At 73.3% G+C, this 17198-nt stretch carries 17 protein-coding genes; 9 read left to right on the top strand and 8 right to left on the bottom strand.

The window, feature by feature from the left end:
- Positions 1–88: 88 nt before the first annotated feature.
- A complete protein-coding gene (locus tag EV372_RS26065) occupies positions 89–1084 on the bottom strand; it encodes a LysR family transcriptional regulator (protein WP_130398214.1) in 996 nt (331 codons plus the stop codon).
- 70 nt (positions 1085–1154) lie between these two features.
- On the opposite strand from EV372_RS26065, the gene EV372_RS26060 reads away from it, so the two are divergent.
- The 5 genes from EV372_RS26060 (at position 1155) to EV372_RS26040 (ending at position 5571) form a co-directional block, all read left to right on the top strand.
- Positions 1155–2399 (top strand): MFS transporter, encoded by a 1245-nt coding sequence (locus tag EV372_RS26060; RefSeq protein WP_130398213.1) that lies wholly within the window; start codon positions 1155–1157, stop codon positions 2397–2399.
- 162 nt (positions 2400–2561) lie between these two features.
- Positions 2562–3512: a ring-cleaving dioxygenase gene (locus tag EV372_RS26055; protein ID WP_130398212.1), complete on the top strand. Its 951-nt coding sequence runs from the start codon at positions 2562–2564 to the stop codon at positions 3510–3512.
- Positions 3509–4141 carry an alpha/beta hydrolase gene (locus EV372_RS26050; RefSeq protein WP_130398211.1) on the top strand — a complete coding sequence of 211 codons (633 nt, stop codon included), beginning with the start codon at positions 3509–3511 and terminating at the stop codon, positions 4139–4141. The genes EV372_RS26055 and EV372_RS26050 overlap by 4 nt, the downstream gene beginning before the upstream one ends.
- Positions 4142–4309: 168 nt before the next feature.
- Positions 4310–4495, top strand: a complete 186-nt coding sequence (locus EV372_RS26045; RefSeq protein WP_130398210.1) for a hypothetical protein — start codon at positions 4310–4312, stop codon at positions 4493–4495.
- Positions 4496–4803: 308 nt separating this feature from the next.
- Entirely contained in the window at positions 4804–5571 is a 768-nt protein-coding gene (locus EV372_RS26040) for a sulfite exporter TauE/SafE family protein (protein ID WP_130398209.1), read from the top strand.
- 37 nt (positions 5572–5608) lie between these two features.
- On the opposite strand, the gene EV372_RS26035 is transcribed toward EV372_RS26040, so the two are convergent.
- Together EV372_RS26035 and EV372_RS26030 are read right to left on the bottom strand one after the other, a co-directional pair.
- Entirely contained in the window at positions 5609–6409 is an 801-nt protein-coding gene (locus tag EV372_RS26035; RefSeq protein ID WP_130398208.1) for a GNAT family N-acetyltransferase, read from the bottom strand.
- 177 nt (positions 6410–6586) lie between these two features.
- The gene (locus EV372_RS26030; RefSeq protein WP_130398207.1) at positions 6587–7594 is read right to left on the bottom strand and encodes an ABC transporter substrate-binding protein; all 1008 of its coding nucleotides are present in this window, start codon (positions 7592–7594) and stop codon (positions 6587–6589) included.
- A gap of 141 nt (positions 7595–7735) precedes the next feature.
- On the opposite strand from EV372_RS26030, the gene EV372_RS26025 reads away from it, so the two are divergent.
- From EV372_RS26025 to EV372_RS26015, 3 genes are read left to right on the top strand one after another with little or no spacing between them, the layout of a single operon-like run.
- Positions 7736–8770 (top strand): FecCD family ABC transporter permease, encoded by a 1035-nt coding sequence (locus tag EV372_RS26025; RefSeq protein ID WP_130398206.1) that lies wholly within the window; start codon positions 7736–7738, stop codon positions 8768–8770.
- Positions 8767–9858 (top strand): FecCD family ABC transporter permease, encoded by a 1092-nt coding sequence (locus EV372_RS26020; RefSeq protein WP_130398205.1) that lies wholly within the window; start codon positions 8767–8769, stop codon positions 9856–9858. Before EV372_RS26025 ends, EV372_RS26020 begins: the two co-directional genes overlap by 4 nt.
- Positions 9859–9877: 19 nt before the next feature.
- Entirely contained in the window at positions 9878–10690 is an 813-nt protein-coding gene (locus EV372_RS26015) for an ABC transporter ATP-binding protein (RefSeq protein ID WP_130398204.1), read from the top strand.
- Positions 10691–10902: 212 nt separating this feature from the next.
- On the opposite strand, the gene EV372_RS26010 is transcribed toward EV372_RS26015, so the two are convergent.
- The 4 genes from EV372_RS26010 to EV372_RS25995 are packed head-to-tail and all read right to left on the bottom strand — an operon-like array spanning position 10903 to position 14701.
- A complete protein-coding gene (locus tag EV372_RS26010) occupies positions 10903–11478 on the bottom strand; it encodes a GTP-binding protein (RefSeq protein WP_165436090.1) in 576 nt (191 codons plus the stop codon).
- A gap of 46 nt (positions 11479–11524) precedes the next feature.
- The gene (locus tag EV372_RS26005; protein WP_197044321.1) at positions 11525–11905 is read right to left on the bottom strand and encodes a DUF742 domain-containing protein; all 381 of its coding nucleotides are present in this window, start codon (positions 11903–11905) and stop codon (positions 11525–11527) included.
- Between the two features lie 4 nt (positions 11906–11909).
- Positions 11910–12368 carry a roadblock/LC7 domain-containing protein gene (locus EV372_RS26000; RefSeq protein ID WP_013153230.1) on the bottom strand — a complete coding sequence of 153 codons (459 nt, stop codon included), beginning with the start codon at positions 12366–12368 and terminating at the stop codon, positions 11910–11912.
- Positions 12368–14701: a sensor histidine kinase gene (locus EV372_RS25995; protein WP_130398203.1), complete on the bottom strand. Its 2334-nt coding sequence runs from the start codon at positions 14699–14701 to the stop codon at positions 12368–12370. Before EV372_RS25995 ends, EV372_RS26000 begins: the two co-directional genes overlap by 1 nt.
- A gap of 417 nt (positions 14702–15118) precedes the next feature.
- On the opposite strand from EV372_RS25995, the gene EV372_RS25990 reads away from it, so the two are divergent.
- Positions 15119–15403, top strand: a complete 285-nt coding sequence (locus EV372_RS25990; RefSeq protein WP_047871301.1) for a 4a-hydroxytetrahydrobiopterin dehydratase — start codon at positions 15119–15121, stop codon at positions 15401–15403.
- 75 nt (positions 15404–15478) lie between these two features.
- Here EV372_RS25990 and EV372_RS25985 read toward each other — a convergent pair whose 3' ends face one another.
- Positions 15479–17098: an AMP-binding protein gene (locus tag EV372_RS25985; protein WP_130398202.1), complete on the bottom strand. Its 1620-nt coding sequence runs from the start codon at positions 17096–17098 to the stop codon at positions 15479–15481.
- Between the last annotated feature and the right edge of the window lie 100 nt (positions 17099–17198).

Genomic DNA, 17198 nt, shown 5'->3' with positions numbered 1-17198 from the left:
CGCGCACCAGTGGTTTTCGCGCGAGCGCGGGTCCGGGCGGGGTCGCCGCCGGGTGGTGGGGGCGGTGGGCGGGTGCGCCCTTACCCGGTTACCCGGTCAGGTCGGGGATCACGCGTGGGCCCACCCGCCGCACGTGGTCGCGGAACAGCGTGACCGCGGGGGGGTGGTAGCCGCCGCCCGACCCCTGTTGGGGCCAGACCACGCCGATGGGGCGGCGGGCGTCCACGCCCTCGATGTCCAGTTCCACCGTCCCGCTCAGCGGTCCCTTGGGGCGGGCCGGGAGCACGGACACCCCCAGTCCCGCCGCCACCAGTCCGCGTGCGGTGGCGATGTCGTCGGCCTCGAAGGCCACGCGGGGGGTGAATCCCGCCTGTTCCACGATGCGGTCGGTCAGGTGGCGTACGCCCCGCCCGGGTTTGAGCAGGATGAACTCCTCGCGTGCCGCGGCGGTCACCGCCACCGGGGGTGGGGTCGCGCTCTCTTCTTCGCCCGTCGCCCCGGCGTCCGGTATGTGGTGTTCCTGTGCCAGCGGGTGTTGTTCGGGCACCACCAGGCGCAGTACCTGGGTGTGGAGTGTGGCCGCCGCCAGTCCCTGCCCCGAGGGCAGTGGTGAGGTCAGTGCCAGGTCCGCGCCGCCGGCGGTGAGTCTGTGCAGGGACTCCGACCACGGTTCCTGGGTCAGGGAGAAGCGCACTCCCGGGTGTTGGGCGCGAAAGTCCCGCAGGAGTGCCGGGACCACCTCCACGCCCAGTGTGGGCAGGAAGGTCAGCGCGACCCGGCCCTCCTCGGCTCCGGTCAGTTCGGCCAGGCCCTGGCGCAGGTCGGCCAGGGCTCGTTCCACGTGCGGCAGCAGCAGTCTTCCGGCGCGGGTCAGCCGTACTCCGCGTCCGGTGCGTTCCACCAGTGCCATGCCCAGTTCCTCCTGTGTTCGGGCCAGGGCCCGGCTCAGGGTCGGTTGGGGGGTGCCCAGCGCCTCGGCGGCCTGGGTGATGTGCTCGGTGGCGGCCACCGCGGCCACCATGCGCAGGCGGGGCGCCAGGACCTGGGCCAGGGCGTCGGTGTCGTCGTGTTCACTGCGTTCCATGCGTTCCAGTATGGGTCAACGCCAAAGCATGCATTGGACGTATGAAACCGGTCTTTCTAGCGTGGACGGTATGAGCCTGACCAGTGCCTCGCCGCCTGATTGCGACACCCGTCCCCGTGCGGGGACCGGCGCCTACCGGCGTACGGTCATCGCGCTGGTGGCCGCCGCCGTGGCGACCTTCGCCCAGTTGTGGGCGGTCCAGCCGATCCTGCCCGCGATCGCGCAGGGTTTCGGTGCCTCGGCCTCCCAGGCCGCGCTCGCGGTGTCGTTGGCCACGGGCGGTCTGGCCGGGTTCACCCTCGTCTGGAGCGGGGCGGCCGACCGTTTCGGTCGTGCCCGTGTCATCGGTGTCTCCCTGGTGGCCGCGACGCTGCTGGGTTGTGTGATTCCCTTCGTCGCCGATCTGTGGCCGCTGCTGGTGCTGCGCGCGTTGCAGGGTGCGGCTCTGGGCGGGGTGCCGGCCGCTGCGGTGGCCTACCTGTCGGAGGAGATCCACCCGGCCGACGCTTCGCGTGCCACGGGCCTGTACATCGCGGGCAACCCGTTGGGCGGGATGGGCGGGCGTCTGCTGGCCGGGTTCGCCGCGGATCTGGGCGGCTGGCAGTGGGGGGTCGCCGCCAACACCCTGCTGGCCCTGGTCGCGCTGGCCGTGTTCGCGCTGGTCCTGCCCCGCCGACCGCGCGTTCCGCGTACCGCCGCCGTGCGGGGTGAGGCGTCGCCGTCGCGGGGGTCGGGCGGGGTCGGGATGGGCGGGCGCCTGCGTGCGGCGGTGACCACGCCCGGGCTCATCGCCCTCTACGCCCAGGCCCTGTTGCTCATGGGCGCCTTCATGACGGTCTACAACCTGTTGGGTTTTCGTCTGATGGCCGAGCCCTTCGGGCTCTCCCAGGCCGCGGCCTCGCTGCTCTTCCTGTCCTACACGGCGGGGATGCTGGGTTCGGCGGTGGCGGGGGGTGCCACCGCGCGCTGGGGCGGGTACGCGGTGCTCACCACGGCGACCGTGTCGATGGCCGCCGGGTTGGGCGGGATGTTCGCCACGGCCCTGCCGGGTCTGCTGGCCGCCCTGTTGGTGATGACCTTCGGTTTCTTCTGTGCGCACGCCACCGCCTCGGCGTGGGTGGGTACCCGCGCGGTGCGGGGGCGGGCCCAGGCCATGGCGGTCTACACGCTGGCCTACTACCTGGGGTCGAGCCTGTTCGGCTGGTTGGGCGGTCTGGTCTACGACGCCGTGGGCTGGGGTGGCGCGGTGGTCTTCGCGCTGGTGTTGTGCGGGGCGGCCGCGGCGGCGGGTCTGCGTCTGCGCCGTCTGCGGTAGGGGCCGTCACCGCCCGGTGCCGCGCCCTGGCGCCGCGCGGGCGGTGTGCTTGTCCCCGGGGCCGTCTTGGGGGGAGTGTGGGGAGGGAGCACACCACCGTGGTAGTTTAAATTTAAACTACATTGGCAGGTGCCCCGGCGAACTCGACGAAGGGTGAGGGACATGGACGTGCGCCCCGCGGGAATCCACCACGTGACCGCGATCGCCAGCGATCCGCAGGCCAACGCCGACTTCTACCTGCGCGCCCTGGGCATGCGCATGGTCAAGCGCACGGTCAACTTCGACTCGCCCCAGACCTACCACCTCTACTACGGCGACCGCGCGGGCAACCCCGGCACCATCATGACCTTCTTCCCCTGGCCCGGCGCGCCCCGCGGACGCGTGGGCGCGGGCCAGGCCACCACCACGACCTTCTCCGTGCCCGAGGGCTCCCTGGGCTGGTGGGCCCGGCACCTGGCCTCCCTGGACGTGGAGGCCACCCGCCCCGCCGAGCGCGGTGAGGAGGACGTGTTGAGCCTGCGCGACCCCGACGGCCTGGTCATCGAACTGGCCGCCAGCGCCGACCACCACGACACCGACCCCTGGGACGGGGGAGCGGTGCCGCCCGAACACGCCATCCGCGGCATCCGCGCGGTGACCCTGACCGAGCAGGACGTGGAGGGCACCGTCCAGATGCTGGGCGACCAGCTGGGCTTCCACCTGGCGGATGAGAGCGGGGGGCGCACGCGCTTTCACACCAACGCCTCCGGCCGGGGCGTGGGCACCATCGTCGACGTGGTGGCCGACCCCCGCGCGCCGCGCGGACTGGTCGCGGCCGGGACGGTCCACCACGTGGCCTACCGCGCTCCGGACGGTCCCGTCCAGGAGGCCTGGCGCCAGCGCCTGGAGGCCGACGGCGTGGGCGTCACCGAGGTCCGCGACCGCTGCTACTTCACCTCCATCTACTTCCGCGAGCCCGGCGGCGTGCTGCTGGAGATCGCCACCGACGGCCCCGGGTTCGACTACGACGAGCCGCTGCTGGAACTGGGCCGATCGCTCAGGCTCCCGCCGTGGCTGGAGCCCGACCGCGAGCAGATCGCCGCCCACCTGCCCGCCCTGGAGACCGGCCGGTGAGCGGCGTCGACGACCTCGTCCACGTCTTCACCCCGGCCACCGTCCCGGACGCGCCCACCCTGCTGCTGCTCCACGGCACCGGCGCCGACGAGCACGACCTCCTGCCGCTGGGGCGGGCCCTGGCCCCGGGCGCGGCCCTGCTCTCACCGCGCGGCACGGTGGACGAGAACGGGATGAACCGGTGGTTCCGCCGGGTGCGCGAGGGCGTCTTCGACGTCGAGGACCTCATCGAGCGCACCGCCGGCCTGGCCGCCTTCGTCACCGAGGCCGTGCGCGCCTACGACCTGGACCCGGAGCGGGTCGTGGTCAGCGGGTTCTCCAACGGGGCCAACACCGGCGCCGCCCTGCTGCTGCTCCACCCGCACCTGCTGCGGGGCGCCGCCCTGTTCGCGGCCGGGGCCCCGCTCCAGGGGCGCCGGCCCGACCCGGTGGACCTGTCGGGGGTGCGGGTGTTCCTGGGCTTCGGCGCGGCCGACCCGATCACCACCGTGGACCAGGCGCGCCTGCTGGCCGACCAGCTGCGTGAACGCGGGGCCCGGGTACGGGCCGAGGAGCACCCCGGCGGGCATCAGGTGGCGCCCCAGGTCTTGGAGCGGGCCCGCGACTGGTTCGCTCGATCACGGTTCTGACCTGCGCTTTTCCTCAAACCGCGGCGGCGCCCCCTGTCCCTGGGCGTCGCCGCTTCGCACGTCGTGGGCCGTGTACTGCTGTTGATCGCGAAAAAGTCAGCGCGACACTCACCAAATGGATACCATCGGCAGCGAAATGCACACCCAACGTGACATGGAGTGGTTTTCATGTGCTTGACGCAACGTGCCCTGGCTGGTGCCGCCGCCGGTGCCGCCCTGGCCACCGTCCTGTTGGTCGGCGCCGCCCCGGCCTCGGCGGACTCCGTGTCCACCGGGTTCTCCCGCCCCCTGCACTTCTTCAGTGACGAGGGCTTCCTCGACGACATCATCGACAACATCACCATCACCGTCTGAGCGCTGGCCCCGCGGGCCTGAGCGCCGCCTTCGCCGGGCGCCCACGACGTCGTCCCTCCCCTGGGCGGACGTCCCGGGAGCGGGGCCCGGCGGGCGCAGCGACGCACGGCGGGTTCACCCCTTCCCTCGTGAACCCGCCCCCGGCACCCGCGCCACCCCCTCCCGGTCGCGCGCACCGGCGCGAAGCCACAGGCGAAGGACACCCTGGGACGACACCCGCCCCGAGGCGAAGAGTAGGCTGCGTGCGTCAGCCATCCCCGCCACGAAAAGAACCCATGATCACCTCTTCCCTCGGGCGCGCGCGGTAGATGGACCCCGAGATCCTCGGCCTGCTCCTGCTGGTCGGCGTCGCAGCGGGCTGGGTCGACGCCGTCGTCGGCGGAGGCGGCCTGCTCCTGCTGCCCGCCCTGCTGGTCGCCGCGCCCACCACACCCCTGGCCACCCTGCTGGGCACCAACAAGCTCGGCGCTGTCTTCGGCACCACCTCCGCCGCCCTGGCCTACGCCCGCAAGGTCAGGATCGACCGCCGCGTGGTCGTGCCCACCGCCGCCCTGGCCCTGCTGGGCTCGGGGCTGGGCGCGGCCATGGCCGCCGCGCTCACCGCCGACGTGCTCAAACCCGTCATCATGGTGGTCCTGGCCGGGGTCGCCCTCATGGTCTACTTCCGCCCCGCCATGGGCGTGGCCTCCGACCGCCGCCTGCGCACCCGCAACCGGGCCCTGGCGGTGGTGGCCGTCGCGGGCCTGGGGGTGAGCTTCTACGACGGCCTCATCGGCCCGGGCACCGGCGTCTTCCTCATCATCGCCTTCACCGCCGTGGTCGGCATGGACTTCGTCGAGGCCTCGGCCTCGGCCAAGATCGTCAACGTGTGCACCAACCTGGGGGCGCTCGTCGTCTTCGGCCTGGGCGGGCACATCGACTGGCTGCTGGGCCTGGGGTTGGCGGTGTGCACCATCATCGGCGCCCAGATCGGGGCGCGTATGGCCCTGCGGCGGGGTTCGGGGTTCGTGCGGGCGGTGCTGCTGGTGGTGGTCATCGCCCTGCTCGTGCGCATGGGCTGGGACATCTTCACCTGAGGCGCGGGGCGTGGGGCGCGTGCCCCGCGCGGTGCGGTCAGTCGCGCAGCCGGTAGAAGTGCACCGGCGAGTTGGCGGTGAAACCGAGGCGCGGGTACACGGGTGCTCCGGCCTCGGTCGCCTGTAGTACGGCGCGTCTGAGGCCGCTGGCCCGGGCGCCCTCGTGCAGGGCCTTGCGGGTGACGGCCTCGGCGTAGCCCCTGCGCTGCCACCGCGGTGCGGTGGCCACCAGCACGACGAACAGGCAGTCCGGCGCGCGCACCGCCGCGGCGCACGTGACCGGCTCGCCCTCGCGCATGCCCAGGTAGGCGTGGATGCCGTCCTTCCACAGGGTGGATCCCACGAGCCCGTCGCGGCCCTCCTGCGGGGTGAAGCCGTAGGCGTGGGAGTTCAGGTCGGCGTAGGAGCGCAGGTGTGCGTCGGTGCTCACGCGTACGAACGTCAGGTCGGGGTGGGAGGGTTCAGGTAGGTGGGCGAGGTCCGCGGCCATGCCGACGCCGCCGAAGGCGTGCTCCAGTCCCGCCCGGTGGGCCGCCTCGCGCAGGTGCTCGCGCGCCCGCGGGTCGAGCAGGTCCTCGAAGAGCCACAGGAAACCGGGGTGCCTCTTGGTGCGCATCACCCGCTCCGCCCGGTGCAGGGCGCGTTCGAGGTCCGCGGCGTCCACATCGAGGCCGGTCAGGGTGAGGCAGTTCCAGAAGGCGAAGCGGCAGTCGGCCCAGCGCACGGCCAGGCCGGGCAGGTCGCGCACGTCGGCGTGGGGGTCGCGGTCCAGCACCAGGGTGCGCCAGACCCGGGTGAGCTGCTTCATCGACTCGATCGACGCGGTGCGGTCCCTCATCAGGTCCCCTCGGCGGGCGGGGCCCGACGCGGGCCCGGCGGGTGCTGTGCCGCGCGCGGTGCTGCGGCGGGGCGAGGAGTCGTCCCGCCGGGCGGGGTCAGTGCGTGGCGTGTGGGTCCACGATGGCGGGCGCGCCCGGGGTTACCGGCGGGTTCGCCCGATCTGTGACCTTGACCCTCACACCGCGGGTTCGGTCTGTCCGGTCAGCGCCTCGGTCACGTCCTGGACGACGCGGTGCGCGGCGTGGTGGTTGGCCGCGCCCCACACGTCGTGGTCCATGCGGTACACCCGGGCGTCGCGCACCGCACGCAGGTTGGACCACACCCCCTCGGAGAAGGTGCGGGGCGCGTCGGGGTAGCCCGATCCGGCCAGGACGAACACCGCGTCGCCGTCCGCGCGTTCCAGGTGCTCGTAGCCCAGGGCGATGAAGTCGGTGGCGCCCTGGGCCTGGTGCTGGCCCCGGGGGCGGGCCAGGCCCAGGTCCTGGACGACCTGTCCGGGGAAGGAGGCGGGCGTCTCCAGGCGTATCTCGCTGGGACCCTGCAACCGCACGAGCGAGACCTCGGTGGCGGCCGGGTCCACCCCGGCCCCGGTGATCTGCTCGCGCGCCCGCTCCAGCGCCGTCTCGTACTCGGCCGCGGCCCGCTCGGCCTGTTCGGGGGCGTCGAGCACCTCGGCGACCTGGTGCAGGTGGGCCTGCCAGGAGCCGGTGCCCTCCCATTCCAACAGGACCGTGGGCGCTATGGCCTCCAGGTCCGACAGCATCTGGGCCTGGGCGCCGGACGGGGTGCGGACACCGATGATCAGGTCCGGGGCGGCGTTGGCCAGTGCTTCGAGCTGGACGTCGTCCTCGGCGGGGGAGTTGGTCACCAGGGTCAGGGCGTCGCCGTCGGCGCCCGGGGGCAGGAAGGGGGCCAGGCCCTGTTCGGGTGCGCCGGGGGTGCCCGTGGTGGCGGCCACGTCGTGTCCCAGCAGGGTGACGGCGGCCAGGGTGGGGCGCCACAGGACGGCGACGCGCTGGGGTGCGGCGGGGATCTCCACTTCGCCGTTGGCGGCCTGTACGGTGCGCGTGGGCCCGTCGTCGGTGCGGGGGGAGGAGGGCGGGGCGGCGCAGCCGGACAGGGTCAGTGCCGCCAGGGCGGTTAGTGTGGCCAGGGCACGCACAGGACGCGACAACTCGGGCATAACGGGCACCCTTCCGTGCGAACGGGATGAAGGTAAGGCTAACCTGTCCGAGGCGGCGCGCAGTGCACCGGTGCCGCCCCCAGGCTGCACCCCACCAGGGCAGCCGCGTCCACCACCCACGCCACAACGAACGGGGAAGCCGTGGCCCTGCGCGCCCCCACCCTCACGCGCCCCACACTCACCAGGCGCATCATCCGCCCCCTCGGGCTGGTCGCCGCCCTGGGCCTGCTCACCCTGTGCGCCCTGCTCAGCGTCACCATCGGCACCAAACCCATCCCCGCCGCCGAGGTGTGGGCCGCACTGACCGCCTACGACGGCTCCTACGACCACGACGTCATCCGCAGCCTGCGCGTCCCCCGCACCGTCATCGGCGTCTTCGTCGGCGCCGCCCTGGGCCTGGCCGGAGCCCTCATGCAGGCCCTGACCCGCAACCCCCTGGCCGAACCCGGCATCCTCGGCGTCAACTCCGGCGCCGCCGCGGCCGTGGTCATCGCCGTCATCGCCTTCGGCGCCACCGGCACCGGCTACGTCTGGCCCGCCTTCGTCGGCGCCGCCCTGGCCGCCGTCGCCGTCTACGCCCTGGGCTCACGCGGACGCTCCAGCGCCACCCCCGTACGCCTGGCCCTGGCCGGAACCGCCGTCGCCGTCGTCCTCCAAGGCCTCATCCACGGCGTGTTCGTCCTCAACGAGTTCGTCTTCGACCGCATCCGCTTCTGGCAGGTCGGCTCCCTGGTCGGACGCGACCTGGACGTCTTCTGGCAGGTGGCGCCCTTCCTCATCGCGGGCATCGTCCTCACCCTGTGCCTGGGCCCCTCCCTCAACGCCGTCGCCCTGGGCGACGACCTGGCCGCCACCCTGGGCGCCAACATCCCCCTCATCCGCGCCGCCACCGCCGTGGGCGTCATCCTGCTGTGCGGCGCCGCCACCGCCGCCGCGGGCCCCATCTGGTTCGTCGGCCTCATCATCCCCCACGCCGCACGCCTGGTCACCGGCCCCGACCAGCGCTGGCTGCTGCCCTACTCCGCGGTCCTGGGCGCCGTCCTGCTCACCGCCGCCGACACCCTGGGCCGCGTCATCGTGCCAGACGCCGAACTGGAGGTCGGCATCATCACCGCCTTCGTCGGCGCCCCCCTGTTCATCGCCCTGGTCCGCAGCACGAGAATGGCCCACCTGTGAGCCGCACCCTGACACCCCGCCGCCCGCGAGAGCGCGCCCGCGCCACACCCCGCGGCTCCTTCGCCCTGCGCCTGTTCGGCGAACGCCTGTCCCTGCTGGTGCGCCCGCGCCCCCTCGTCGTCGCCGCCGTCCTGACCGCGCTCAGCGCCGCCGCCCTCGTCGTCTCGGTGGCCGTGGGCGACTACGAGATCCCGCTCGGCGCCGTGCCCGCCGCGATCTGGGGCTACGGCGAACGCCTGGACGTGTTCTTCGTCCAGGGCGTGCGCCTGCCCCGCGCCCTGACCGCCATCGGCGTTGGCGCCGCCTTAGGGCTCGCCGGAGCCGTCTTCCAGAGCCTGTCGCGCAACGCCCTGGGCAGCCCCGACATCATCGGCTTCACCGGCGGCGCCGCCACCGGAGCCGTCGCCGTCATCCTGCTCTTCGGCGCCGGACGCCTGGGCGTGTCCCTGGGCGCCATCGCCGGGGGCATGCTCACCGCAGCCGCCGTGTACCTGCTCTCCACCAAGAACGGCGTCCAGGGCTACCGGCTGGTCCTGGTCGGCATCGGCATGGCCGCCATGCTCGGCGCCGTCCGCGACTACCTGCTCACCCGCGCCGAACTCACCGACGCCCTCAGCGCCCAGATCTGGATGATCGGCAGCCTCAACGGCCGCGGCTGGGCCGAGGTCGCGGCCGTGTGGATCTGCCTGGCCCTGCTGGGACCGGTCCTGCTCGCGCTGGGCCGGCGCCTGCGCTTCATGGAACTGGGGGACGACACCGCGCGCGGCCTGGGCGTGCCCACCCGCTCCACCCAGCTGATCGCCCTGGCCGCCGCCAGCGCCCTGACCGGCGCCGCCATCGCCGTCTCGGGCCCCATCGGCTTCGTCGCCCTGGCCGCGCCCCAGCTGGCCCGGCGCCTGATGCGCACCGGCGGCACCACCCTGGCCGGATCCGCGCTCATGGGAGCCGCCCTGCTGGCGGTGGCCGACCTGGTCGCGCTGCGCGCCCTGGCCCCCACCCAGCTGCCCGTGGGCGTGGTCACCGCCGTCATCGGCGGCAGCTACCTGATCTGGTTGCTCTACACCGAATGGCGCGGCGGACGTGCCTGACCGAAACCGAGGAAGAACGTTGACCATCGCCGACCACTCCGCCTCCCGCCTCAACGGCCGCGACCTCACCCTGGCCTACGAGCAGCGCGTCATCTCCCGGGACCTGGCCGTCACCATCCCCGACAACTCCTTCACGGTGATCGTGGGACCCAACGCCTGCGGCAAGTCCACCCTGCTGCGGGCCCTGTCGCGCACCCTCAAGCCCGCGCACGGCCACGTGCACCTGGACGGCAAGGCCATCAGCTCCTACCCCGCCAAGGAGGTCGCCCGCCGCCTGGGGCTGCTGCCGCAGACCTCCATCGCCCCCGACGGCATCGGCGTGGCCGACCTGGTGGCCCGCGGCCGCTTCCCCCACCAGGGGTTCCTGCGCCAGTGGTCCAAGCAGGACGAGGCGGTCGTGGCCGAGGCCATGGCCTCCACCGGCGTGGCCGAACTGGCCGAGCGGTCGGTGGACGAGCTCTCAGGAGGGCAGCGCCAGCGCGTGTGGCTGGCCATGGTCCTGGCCCAGCAGACACCCCTGCTGCTGCTGGACGAGCCCACCACCTACCTCGACATCGCCCACCAGATGGACATGCTCGACCTGTGCGCGCAACTGCACGCCGAACGCGACTACACCCTGGTCGCGGTCCTGCACGACCTCAACCACGCCTGCCGCTACGCCACCCACCTGATCGTGATGAAGGAGGGCGCCATCGTCGCCGAGGGCGACCCCTCCACCGTGGTCACCGCCTCCCTGGTCGAGGAGGTCTTCGGCCTGCCCGTGCGCATCATCCCCGACCCCGAGACCGACACCCCGATGATCGTGCCCGTGGACCGCCGCGGCGCCCGCTGACCCCGCTACCGCCGCAAGGGGCCCTGCCCCCGCTCCGCGGCGCGCGGGCGTCGTCGGCGCCGCAGTCGGCGGGGAGGGGAGCCGCCCCGCGCACGACCCCGCCCACGGATACCCGGGTCCGGCACCGCGGCGGACCCCTGGACCGCGCGGTGGGGCCCGGGCCGCACCACACGCCCCGGACCCCACCGCGCCCCTGCCCGGGGCGTCCCCTCTCAGGCCCCCGACAGCTCCAGGCGCAACACCAGAGCCACCAGCTCCACCAACACCTCCTTGACCGACTCCCGGTCCCGGGCGTCGCACAACAGCAAAGGCACCCGCTCCTCCAGGTCCAGCGCCACCCGCACGTCGTCCGCCCGGTGCGTGCGCTGGCCGTCGAAGCAGTTCACCGCCACCACGAACGGGACCCCGCGCGACTCGAAGAAGTCGATCGCGTCGAAGGAGTCCGCCAACCGCCGGGTGTCGGCCAGCACCACCGCCCCCAGGGCGCCCTCGGTCAACTCCTCCCACATGAACGAGAACCGCCGCTGACCCGGCGTACCGAACAGGTACACCACCGTCGTCCCGTCCAGCGTGATCCGGCCGAAGTCCAGGGCCACCGTCGTGGTCGCCTTGGCCTCCACCCCGTCCAGATCGTCCACGCCCACACTCTCGGAGGTCATGACCTCCTCGGTGTGCAGCGACTCCACCTCGCTCACCGCCGAGACCAGGGTGGTCTTACCCGCCCCGAAACCCCCCGCGACCACGATCTTGAGGGTGTCGGGAACCGGCCCCGCACCCTCGGCGTCCATCACGACCAACGACACATCCACTCCACCTCGACACCACCCTTGCCCCTCACAGCTGACGGATGCGCTCCAGCACCGAGCGCAGCGTCCCGGCGTCGGGCCGGTGCTGCTCCCAGTCGGAGGTGCGCACCACCACACGGCCCTGGTCCAACAGGTCCGCCAGCAGGATCCGCGTCACCCCCAGCGGGAACCCCGACCGCGAGGCCACCTCGGCCACCGACACCGGTCCCGCGCACAGCGACAGGATCAGCTCCAGTTCCGGGTCCACCTCCCCGGCGGGAGCCGGGGAGACCGCGACCACCTGCGAGGTCATCGAAAAGTCCGTACGCGAAGGACGCGTGCGCCCACCCGTCAACGAGTACGGCCGGATCAGACTCGACTCGAACGACCACTCCCGTCCCGGCGCCCCACCGGACGGCTCAGCGTCCACGCCCTCACCTCCTCACACTCCCGCGCCGCGGCAGCGCCGACAGGTGCGGGCCCACCTGGCGCACCAGACGGTTCACCTCGAACGCCGCCTGGCCCATGTCGCACGTGGACTCGGCCACCAGCGCCAGCGACGCGCCCTGACCGGCGGCCAGCACGAAGAAGAACACGTTGTCCATCTCCACCACCGTCTGACGCACCTCCGCGGCGCCCAGTTGCCCCCGCGCGCCACGGGCCAGGCTCGCGAAACCGGACGCGATCGCGGCCAGCCGCTCACCCTGCTCACGCCCCAGGTCGTCCGAGCACGAGAGCAGCAACCCGTCCGCCGACAGCAACAGCGCGTGCCGCGCCCCCGCCACCCGCCGCACCAGGTCGCCCAGCAGCCAGTCCAGCGTCCTGGCCGGGGACTGCCCCTCCACCGCCTCGGCCGTCCTGTCTCCCGCCGCAGCGTCCGCCGTCATCGACATCACCCTTCCGAGCTCTCACCGGGGCGCGCACCGCGCACGCCGTCTCCATCCCCGTCCAGGGGCTGTGCGCGCCCGCGCAGGCTCCCGGACTGGAAAGCACTCATCATCGACCGGATCTCGGTCAGCGACCGCTCGGCCGCCGCCTCCCGGCCCCCGGGCTCCCCGGGTGCGGCCGGGGCGGGCGCGGGGGAGGGCCGCAGGCCCTTGCGCCGCCGCCGGGGCAGACCCTTGTAGGTGTCCTCCCCGTCCCCGTCCGCAGCCGCGTCCGGGGTCTCGGGCGCGGTCCGGTCCCCGCCCTCCCGCGCCGCCCGCTCCTGGACCCCGCCCGTTTCGGCCGGGGGGCCGCCCGTCAGGACCAGCGGCCGCGACCGCTCGGCCGCCTGCGCGGGCGCCGCCTCCCGGCCACCGCCCGGCTCCGCGCCGCCCGCGTCCTCGGCTGCCAGCGCGTCGGCGGGAACGGCCACGACCGCGCACGTGCCGCGCTCGGGCCCGGCGCTCAGCGTCACCTCCAGGCCGTGGCGCGCGGCGATGGTGGCCACCACGAACAGCCCCAGCTGGGAGTCCTCGCGCATCCGGGCCAGATCGAAGCGCGGCGGGTCGCGCAGCAGCGCGTTGGACGCCTCCAGCTGCTCCCGCGTCATCCCCAGCCCCCGGTCGCGCACCTCCAGCACGCACCCGCCCGCCTCCCCGGCCCGGCCGCTCACCGTCACCTCCGTGCCCGGGGGCGAGAAGGACGTGGCGTTCTCCAGCAGCTCCGCCAGCAGCCGCACGGTGTCCGCGCCGACCTCGCCGCGCAGCGCCACCGCCGGCACCGCCAGCACCCGCACCCGCACGTAGTCCTCGATCTCGCTGGCCGCGGCCCGCACGGCCTCGTGCAGGCGCACCGGCGCCAGCCCCCGACGCACCGGGGCGTCCCCGCTGAGCAGCATCAGGTTCTCGGCGTTGCGCCGCATCTGCGTGCTGAAGTGGTCGATGCGAAAGAGCGACTCCAGCACCTTGGGGTCGGTCTCGGCGCGCTCCAGCGCGTCCAACAGCCCCAGCTGCCGGTGCACCAGCGCCTGCGTGCGCCGGGCGATGTTGCGGAACATGTTGCGCACGCCCGCGCGCACCTGCGCCTCCTCCACCGCCGCCGCCACGGCCGCGCGCTGGGCGTCGTTGAAGGCCTCGGCGACCTGCCCGACCTCGTCGGTGCTCTCCACCCGCAGCCGCGGCACCTCGGCGTCCACGTCCACGCTGCCGCCCGCGCGCAGCCGTGCGGTCACCTCCGGCAGGCGCACCCGGGCGTGCTCCAGGGTGGCCGTGCGCAGGTCCTGCAGGCGCCTGCCCAGGCGCTGGGTGGCGCCCACCGCGACCGCGGAGGAGACCAGGGCGGCCACCAGGGCGGGCACGCTCACCAGCAGGACGCTGGTGCGCAGTTCGGCCGACTGCGTGCGGCTGAAGGCGATGACCCGGTCGATCTGGCCCTGTTCGACGTCGCGCATGCGCGCGTCCACGGCCTCGGCGGCGCCCTGCCAGGCGGTGGCGTTGACCGGCACGGTGGCCCCGCCCCGCACGGGCATGGAGATGATGCTCTCCTGGAGCTGGTAGATGCGCTGCACCTCGGTGTAGGACTCCAGCTCGATGTAGTCCTGGCTGTCCTCCTCGCTCATCTCGACCACGACCCGGTCCCAGGTGTAGTGCTGGGCTCCGGCCGCGGCGGCGAACTGGGCGTGGGCCTGGACGGGGAAGGAGTTGGTGGCCACCGCGTGGGCCAGGACGGTGTCCTGCTGGTTGAGGAGTTCGCGGGTGCGCATCAGCGAGGTCAGGGAGCGCAGGTGCGGGGCCTGGGCGGGGTCGGCGCGCTCGACCTGGCCGTCCCACACGCGCAGGCCCTGTTCGATGACCTCGTCGTAGACGGTGGAGGTCTCCTCCAGGTCGATCTCGGTGGGGGAGGAGGCGTCCACCCGGGCGCGCAGGGTGTCGACGCGGTTGACGGCGGCGCGGAAGGCCAGGGCCTGTTCGGGCAGGTCCTGCACGTCGAAGGCGTCCAGGCTCTGGCTGAAGGCGTCCACGGCCTCGTCGGTGCGCTGGCGCGAGTAGGTCAGGTACAGGGCGGTGCGCTCGGTGCCCCAGGCCGCGTCCATGGTGGCGCGGCGTTCGCGCTGGAGCGCGCTGATGGTCTCCTCGACGGGGACGCCGACCTGTTCGGTGAAGGTGGCGGTGGTGCGCAGTTCACCGATGTCGCCGACGAGCAGGGCGGTGAAGGCGGCCCACAGGGCCAGCAGCACGGTGCTGGGGAACAGGACCAGCGTGATCATGCGGGCGCGAAGCGAACGGCGCTTGTTGTGGGGCATGGGCTCGCTTTGGGGGGAGAGCGGCGGAGGCTACCTGCGGGGGTCCGCCGGGGTGGGGGAGGGGTCGGAGTTCCCCAGAGTGAACCGCTCAACGGGGGATTGCGCAAGCCTGAGGGGGACACAGTGGCCCATACGGGGAGGATCTGCGCAGGTAGGGAGGCTGGCCTCAGCTTGGTAACGCGAACTACTAAGCTACTAAGTACATTAAAATCTACGTCGTACAGTCGAGCCTTCGGTTTCCTCAAACCCCCAAAAACAAGAAGGAGCGGCTTCGCCGCACCGACCACCACAAGGGGCCGACCTCACAGAACACGCGTACCGCAGGTGACCCCTACACCGCACACGGGTACGTAGCCCCCAACAGCCACCCGTACGCGCACCGGCGCGTACGACCGCCACCGGGGGAGAGGACCCGCCATGCGACTCACCGAGGAACAGATCCGCGACGGCCTGACCCGCCTCACCGACTGGGAACTGGACCCCGCCGCACCCGCCATCCGCCGCACCGTGCGCCTGCCCGACTTCCCGGCCGCCATCGCCCTGGTCAACGAGATCGCCCAGGCGGCCGAACAGGTCGACCACCACCCCGACATCGACATCCGCTACGACACCCTGCACCTGGCGCTGAGCACCCACTCCGAGGGAGCCGTCACCGACAAGGACATGTCCCTGGCCGCCCGCGTGGACGAACTCGTCCCCTGACCCCGGCCCAGGGGGAGCAGTACACAGGACCGCGCCGACGCGCCCCGGGCCACCGGGAAGGGCAGGGGCGGACCCTCAGCGCAGGCGCGCCCGGCGCATCTTGCCCGAGGCCGTGCGCGGCAGCTCCTCCACGAAGTCCACCACCCGCGGCGCGGCGTGCGCGGCGAACCGCTCGCCCACCCACCCCTTGAGCTCCTCGGCCAGCTCCGGAGTGGCCTCGTGACCGGCGCCCAGAACCACCCGCGCACCGATCACCTGCCCCGCGAGCTCGTCGGGGATCGAGTACACCCCGCACTCCTCCACCGCCGGGTGGGCGTTGAGCACCGACTCCACCTCGCTCGGACCGATCCGGTACCCGTAGGTCAAGATGGCGCCGTCGTCACGGGTGGAGAAGAACAACGACCCCTGCCGGTCCTGGATACCGGTGTCCCCGGTCAGGTAGTAGGCGTGGTCGGGGGTGAACCTGACCTGCGAGGCCCCCTCCTGACCGACGTAGCCCTCGAACCAGGCCAGCGGACTGTGCGCCAGGTCCACCGCCACACGCCCGTAGGCGCCCAGGGGAGCGGGGTCGTCGGAGATCGCCTCCAGGATCTGCACCCGCCAGCCCGGCAGGGCGGGACCGATCGCCCCCGGCGGCGGATCGGTCGGCCCCTGACCGGTGTCGCCGTTGGGCACGCCCACACACCAGCCCAGCTCGGTCTGCCCGTAGTGGTCGCGCACCGGGACGCCGAACACGTCGGTGACCCAGTCGATGACGTCGGGGGCCAGCGGCTCTCCCGCACTGGCCAGGCTCTGCACCATCACCTCGGGCGGCAGGGTCTTGGTGGCCGCGCGCAGCGTGCGGTAGGTGGTGGGATCGGCCGCCAGGTTGGTGACGCCGTGCACGCCCAGCACGTCCAGGGTCAGCTCCGGGTCGAAGAACCCGGCCCGCAGCGCCAGGGAGTTGTGCCCGGCCAGCAGCGGCGAGATGAGCCCGTGGTAGAGGCCGTAGGCCGAGCCGGGGTCGGCGGTGTTCCAGTAGACGTCGTCGTCGTGCACGCCCAGGCCGTAGTGGTGGTAGGCGTGCATGGCGGCCAGGGCGCGCACGGGCACCCGCACGCCCCGGGGCGGGCCGATGACCCCGGAGACGTAGACGACGGCCAGCAGACCGTCCCCGCCCACGGCGGCGTCGGGGACGGACGGCGCGGCGGCGGCGCGGGCGGCCAGGCCGGTGAGGGTGTGGTCGCCCGCGTGGGCGGGCTCGGCGGCCGTGGTGGCGATGTGCCAGGGGCGGTCGGCGCCGGGGACGAGCTTGGCGCGGTACTCGGCGTCGCACACCACCAGGCGGGCGCCGGAGTCGGTGAGGCGCTCGTTGATGGCCGAGGGGGCGAAGGAGGAGAGCAGGGGGACCAGGACGGCGCCCAGACGCCACACGGCCAGGGCGGTGACGGTCAGGTCCACGCCCTTGGGGATGAGGGTGGCGACGCGGTCCCCGCGGGTGATGCCCAGGTCGGCCAGGCCGGTGGCCAGGTCGCGGGAGCGTCGGCCGAGTTCGCCGAAGGTGAGGGTGGTGGCCTCCAGGGTGGGGCCGATCTCGGTGGTGGCGGTGGCGTGGGGGTCGTGGCGGTCGCAGAGGAGGTGGGCCACCGATGTGGTGGGTGTGTCGTAAGTGGCGAGCCAGTCGCGGACGTGGTGCTCCGGGTCGGGCACGGGCATCGGTGGCGGTCCTCATTTTCGGTTGGTGTGGGGCTTTCGCGGGTTACGTCAACACTATGCCCACCTGTGAGCCTGGCCTCACTCGCGCGTCGCGTGGGCG

It is taken from the genome of Nocardiopsis sp. CNZ308 (assembly GCF_004217075.1).
The sequence above is the reverse complement of the archived record's forward strand: the minus strand, read 5'-3'. Positions and strand labels throughout refer to the sequence as shown.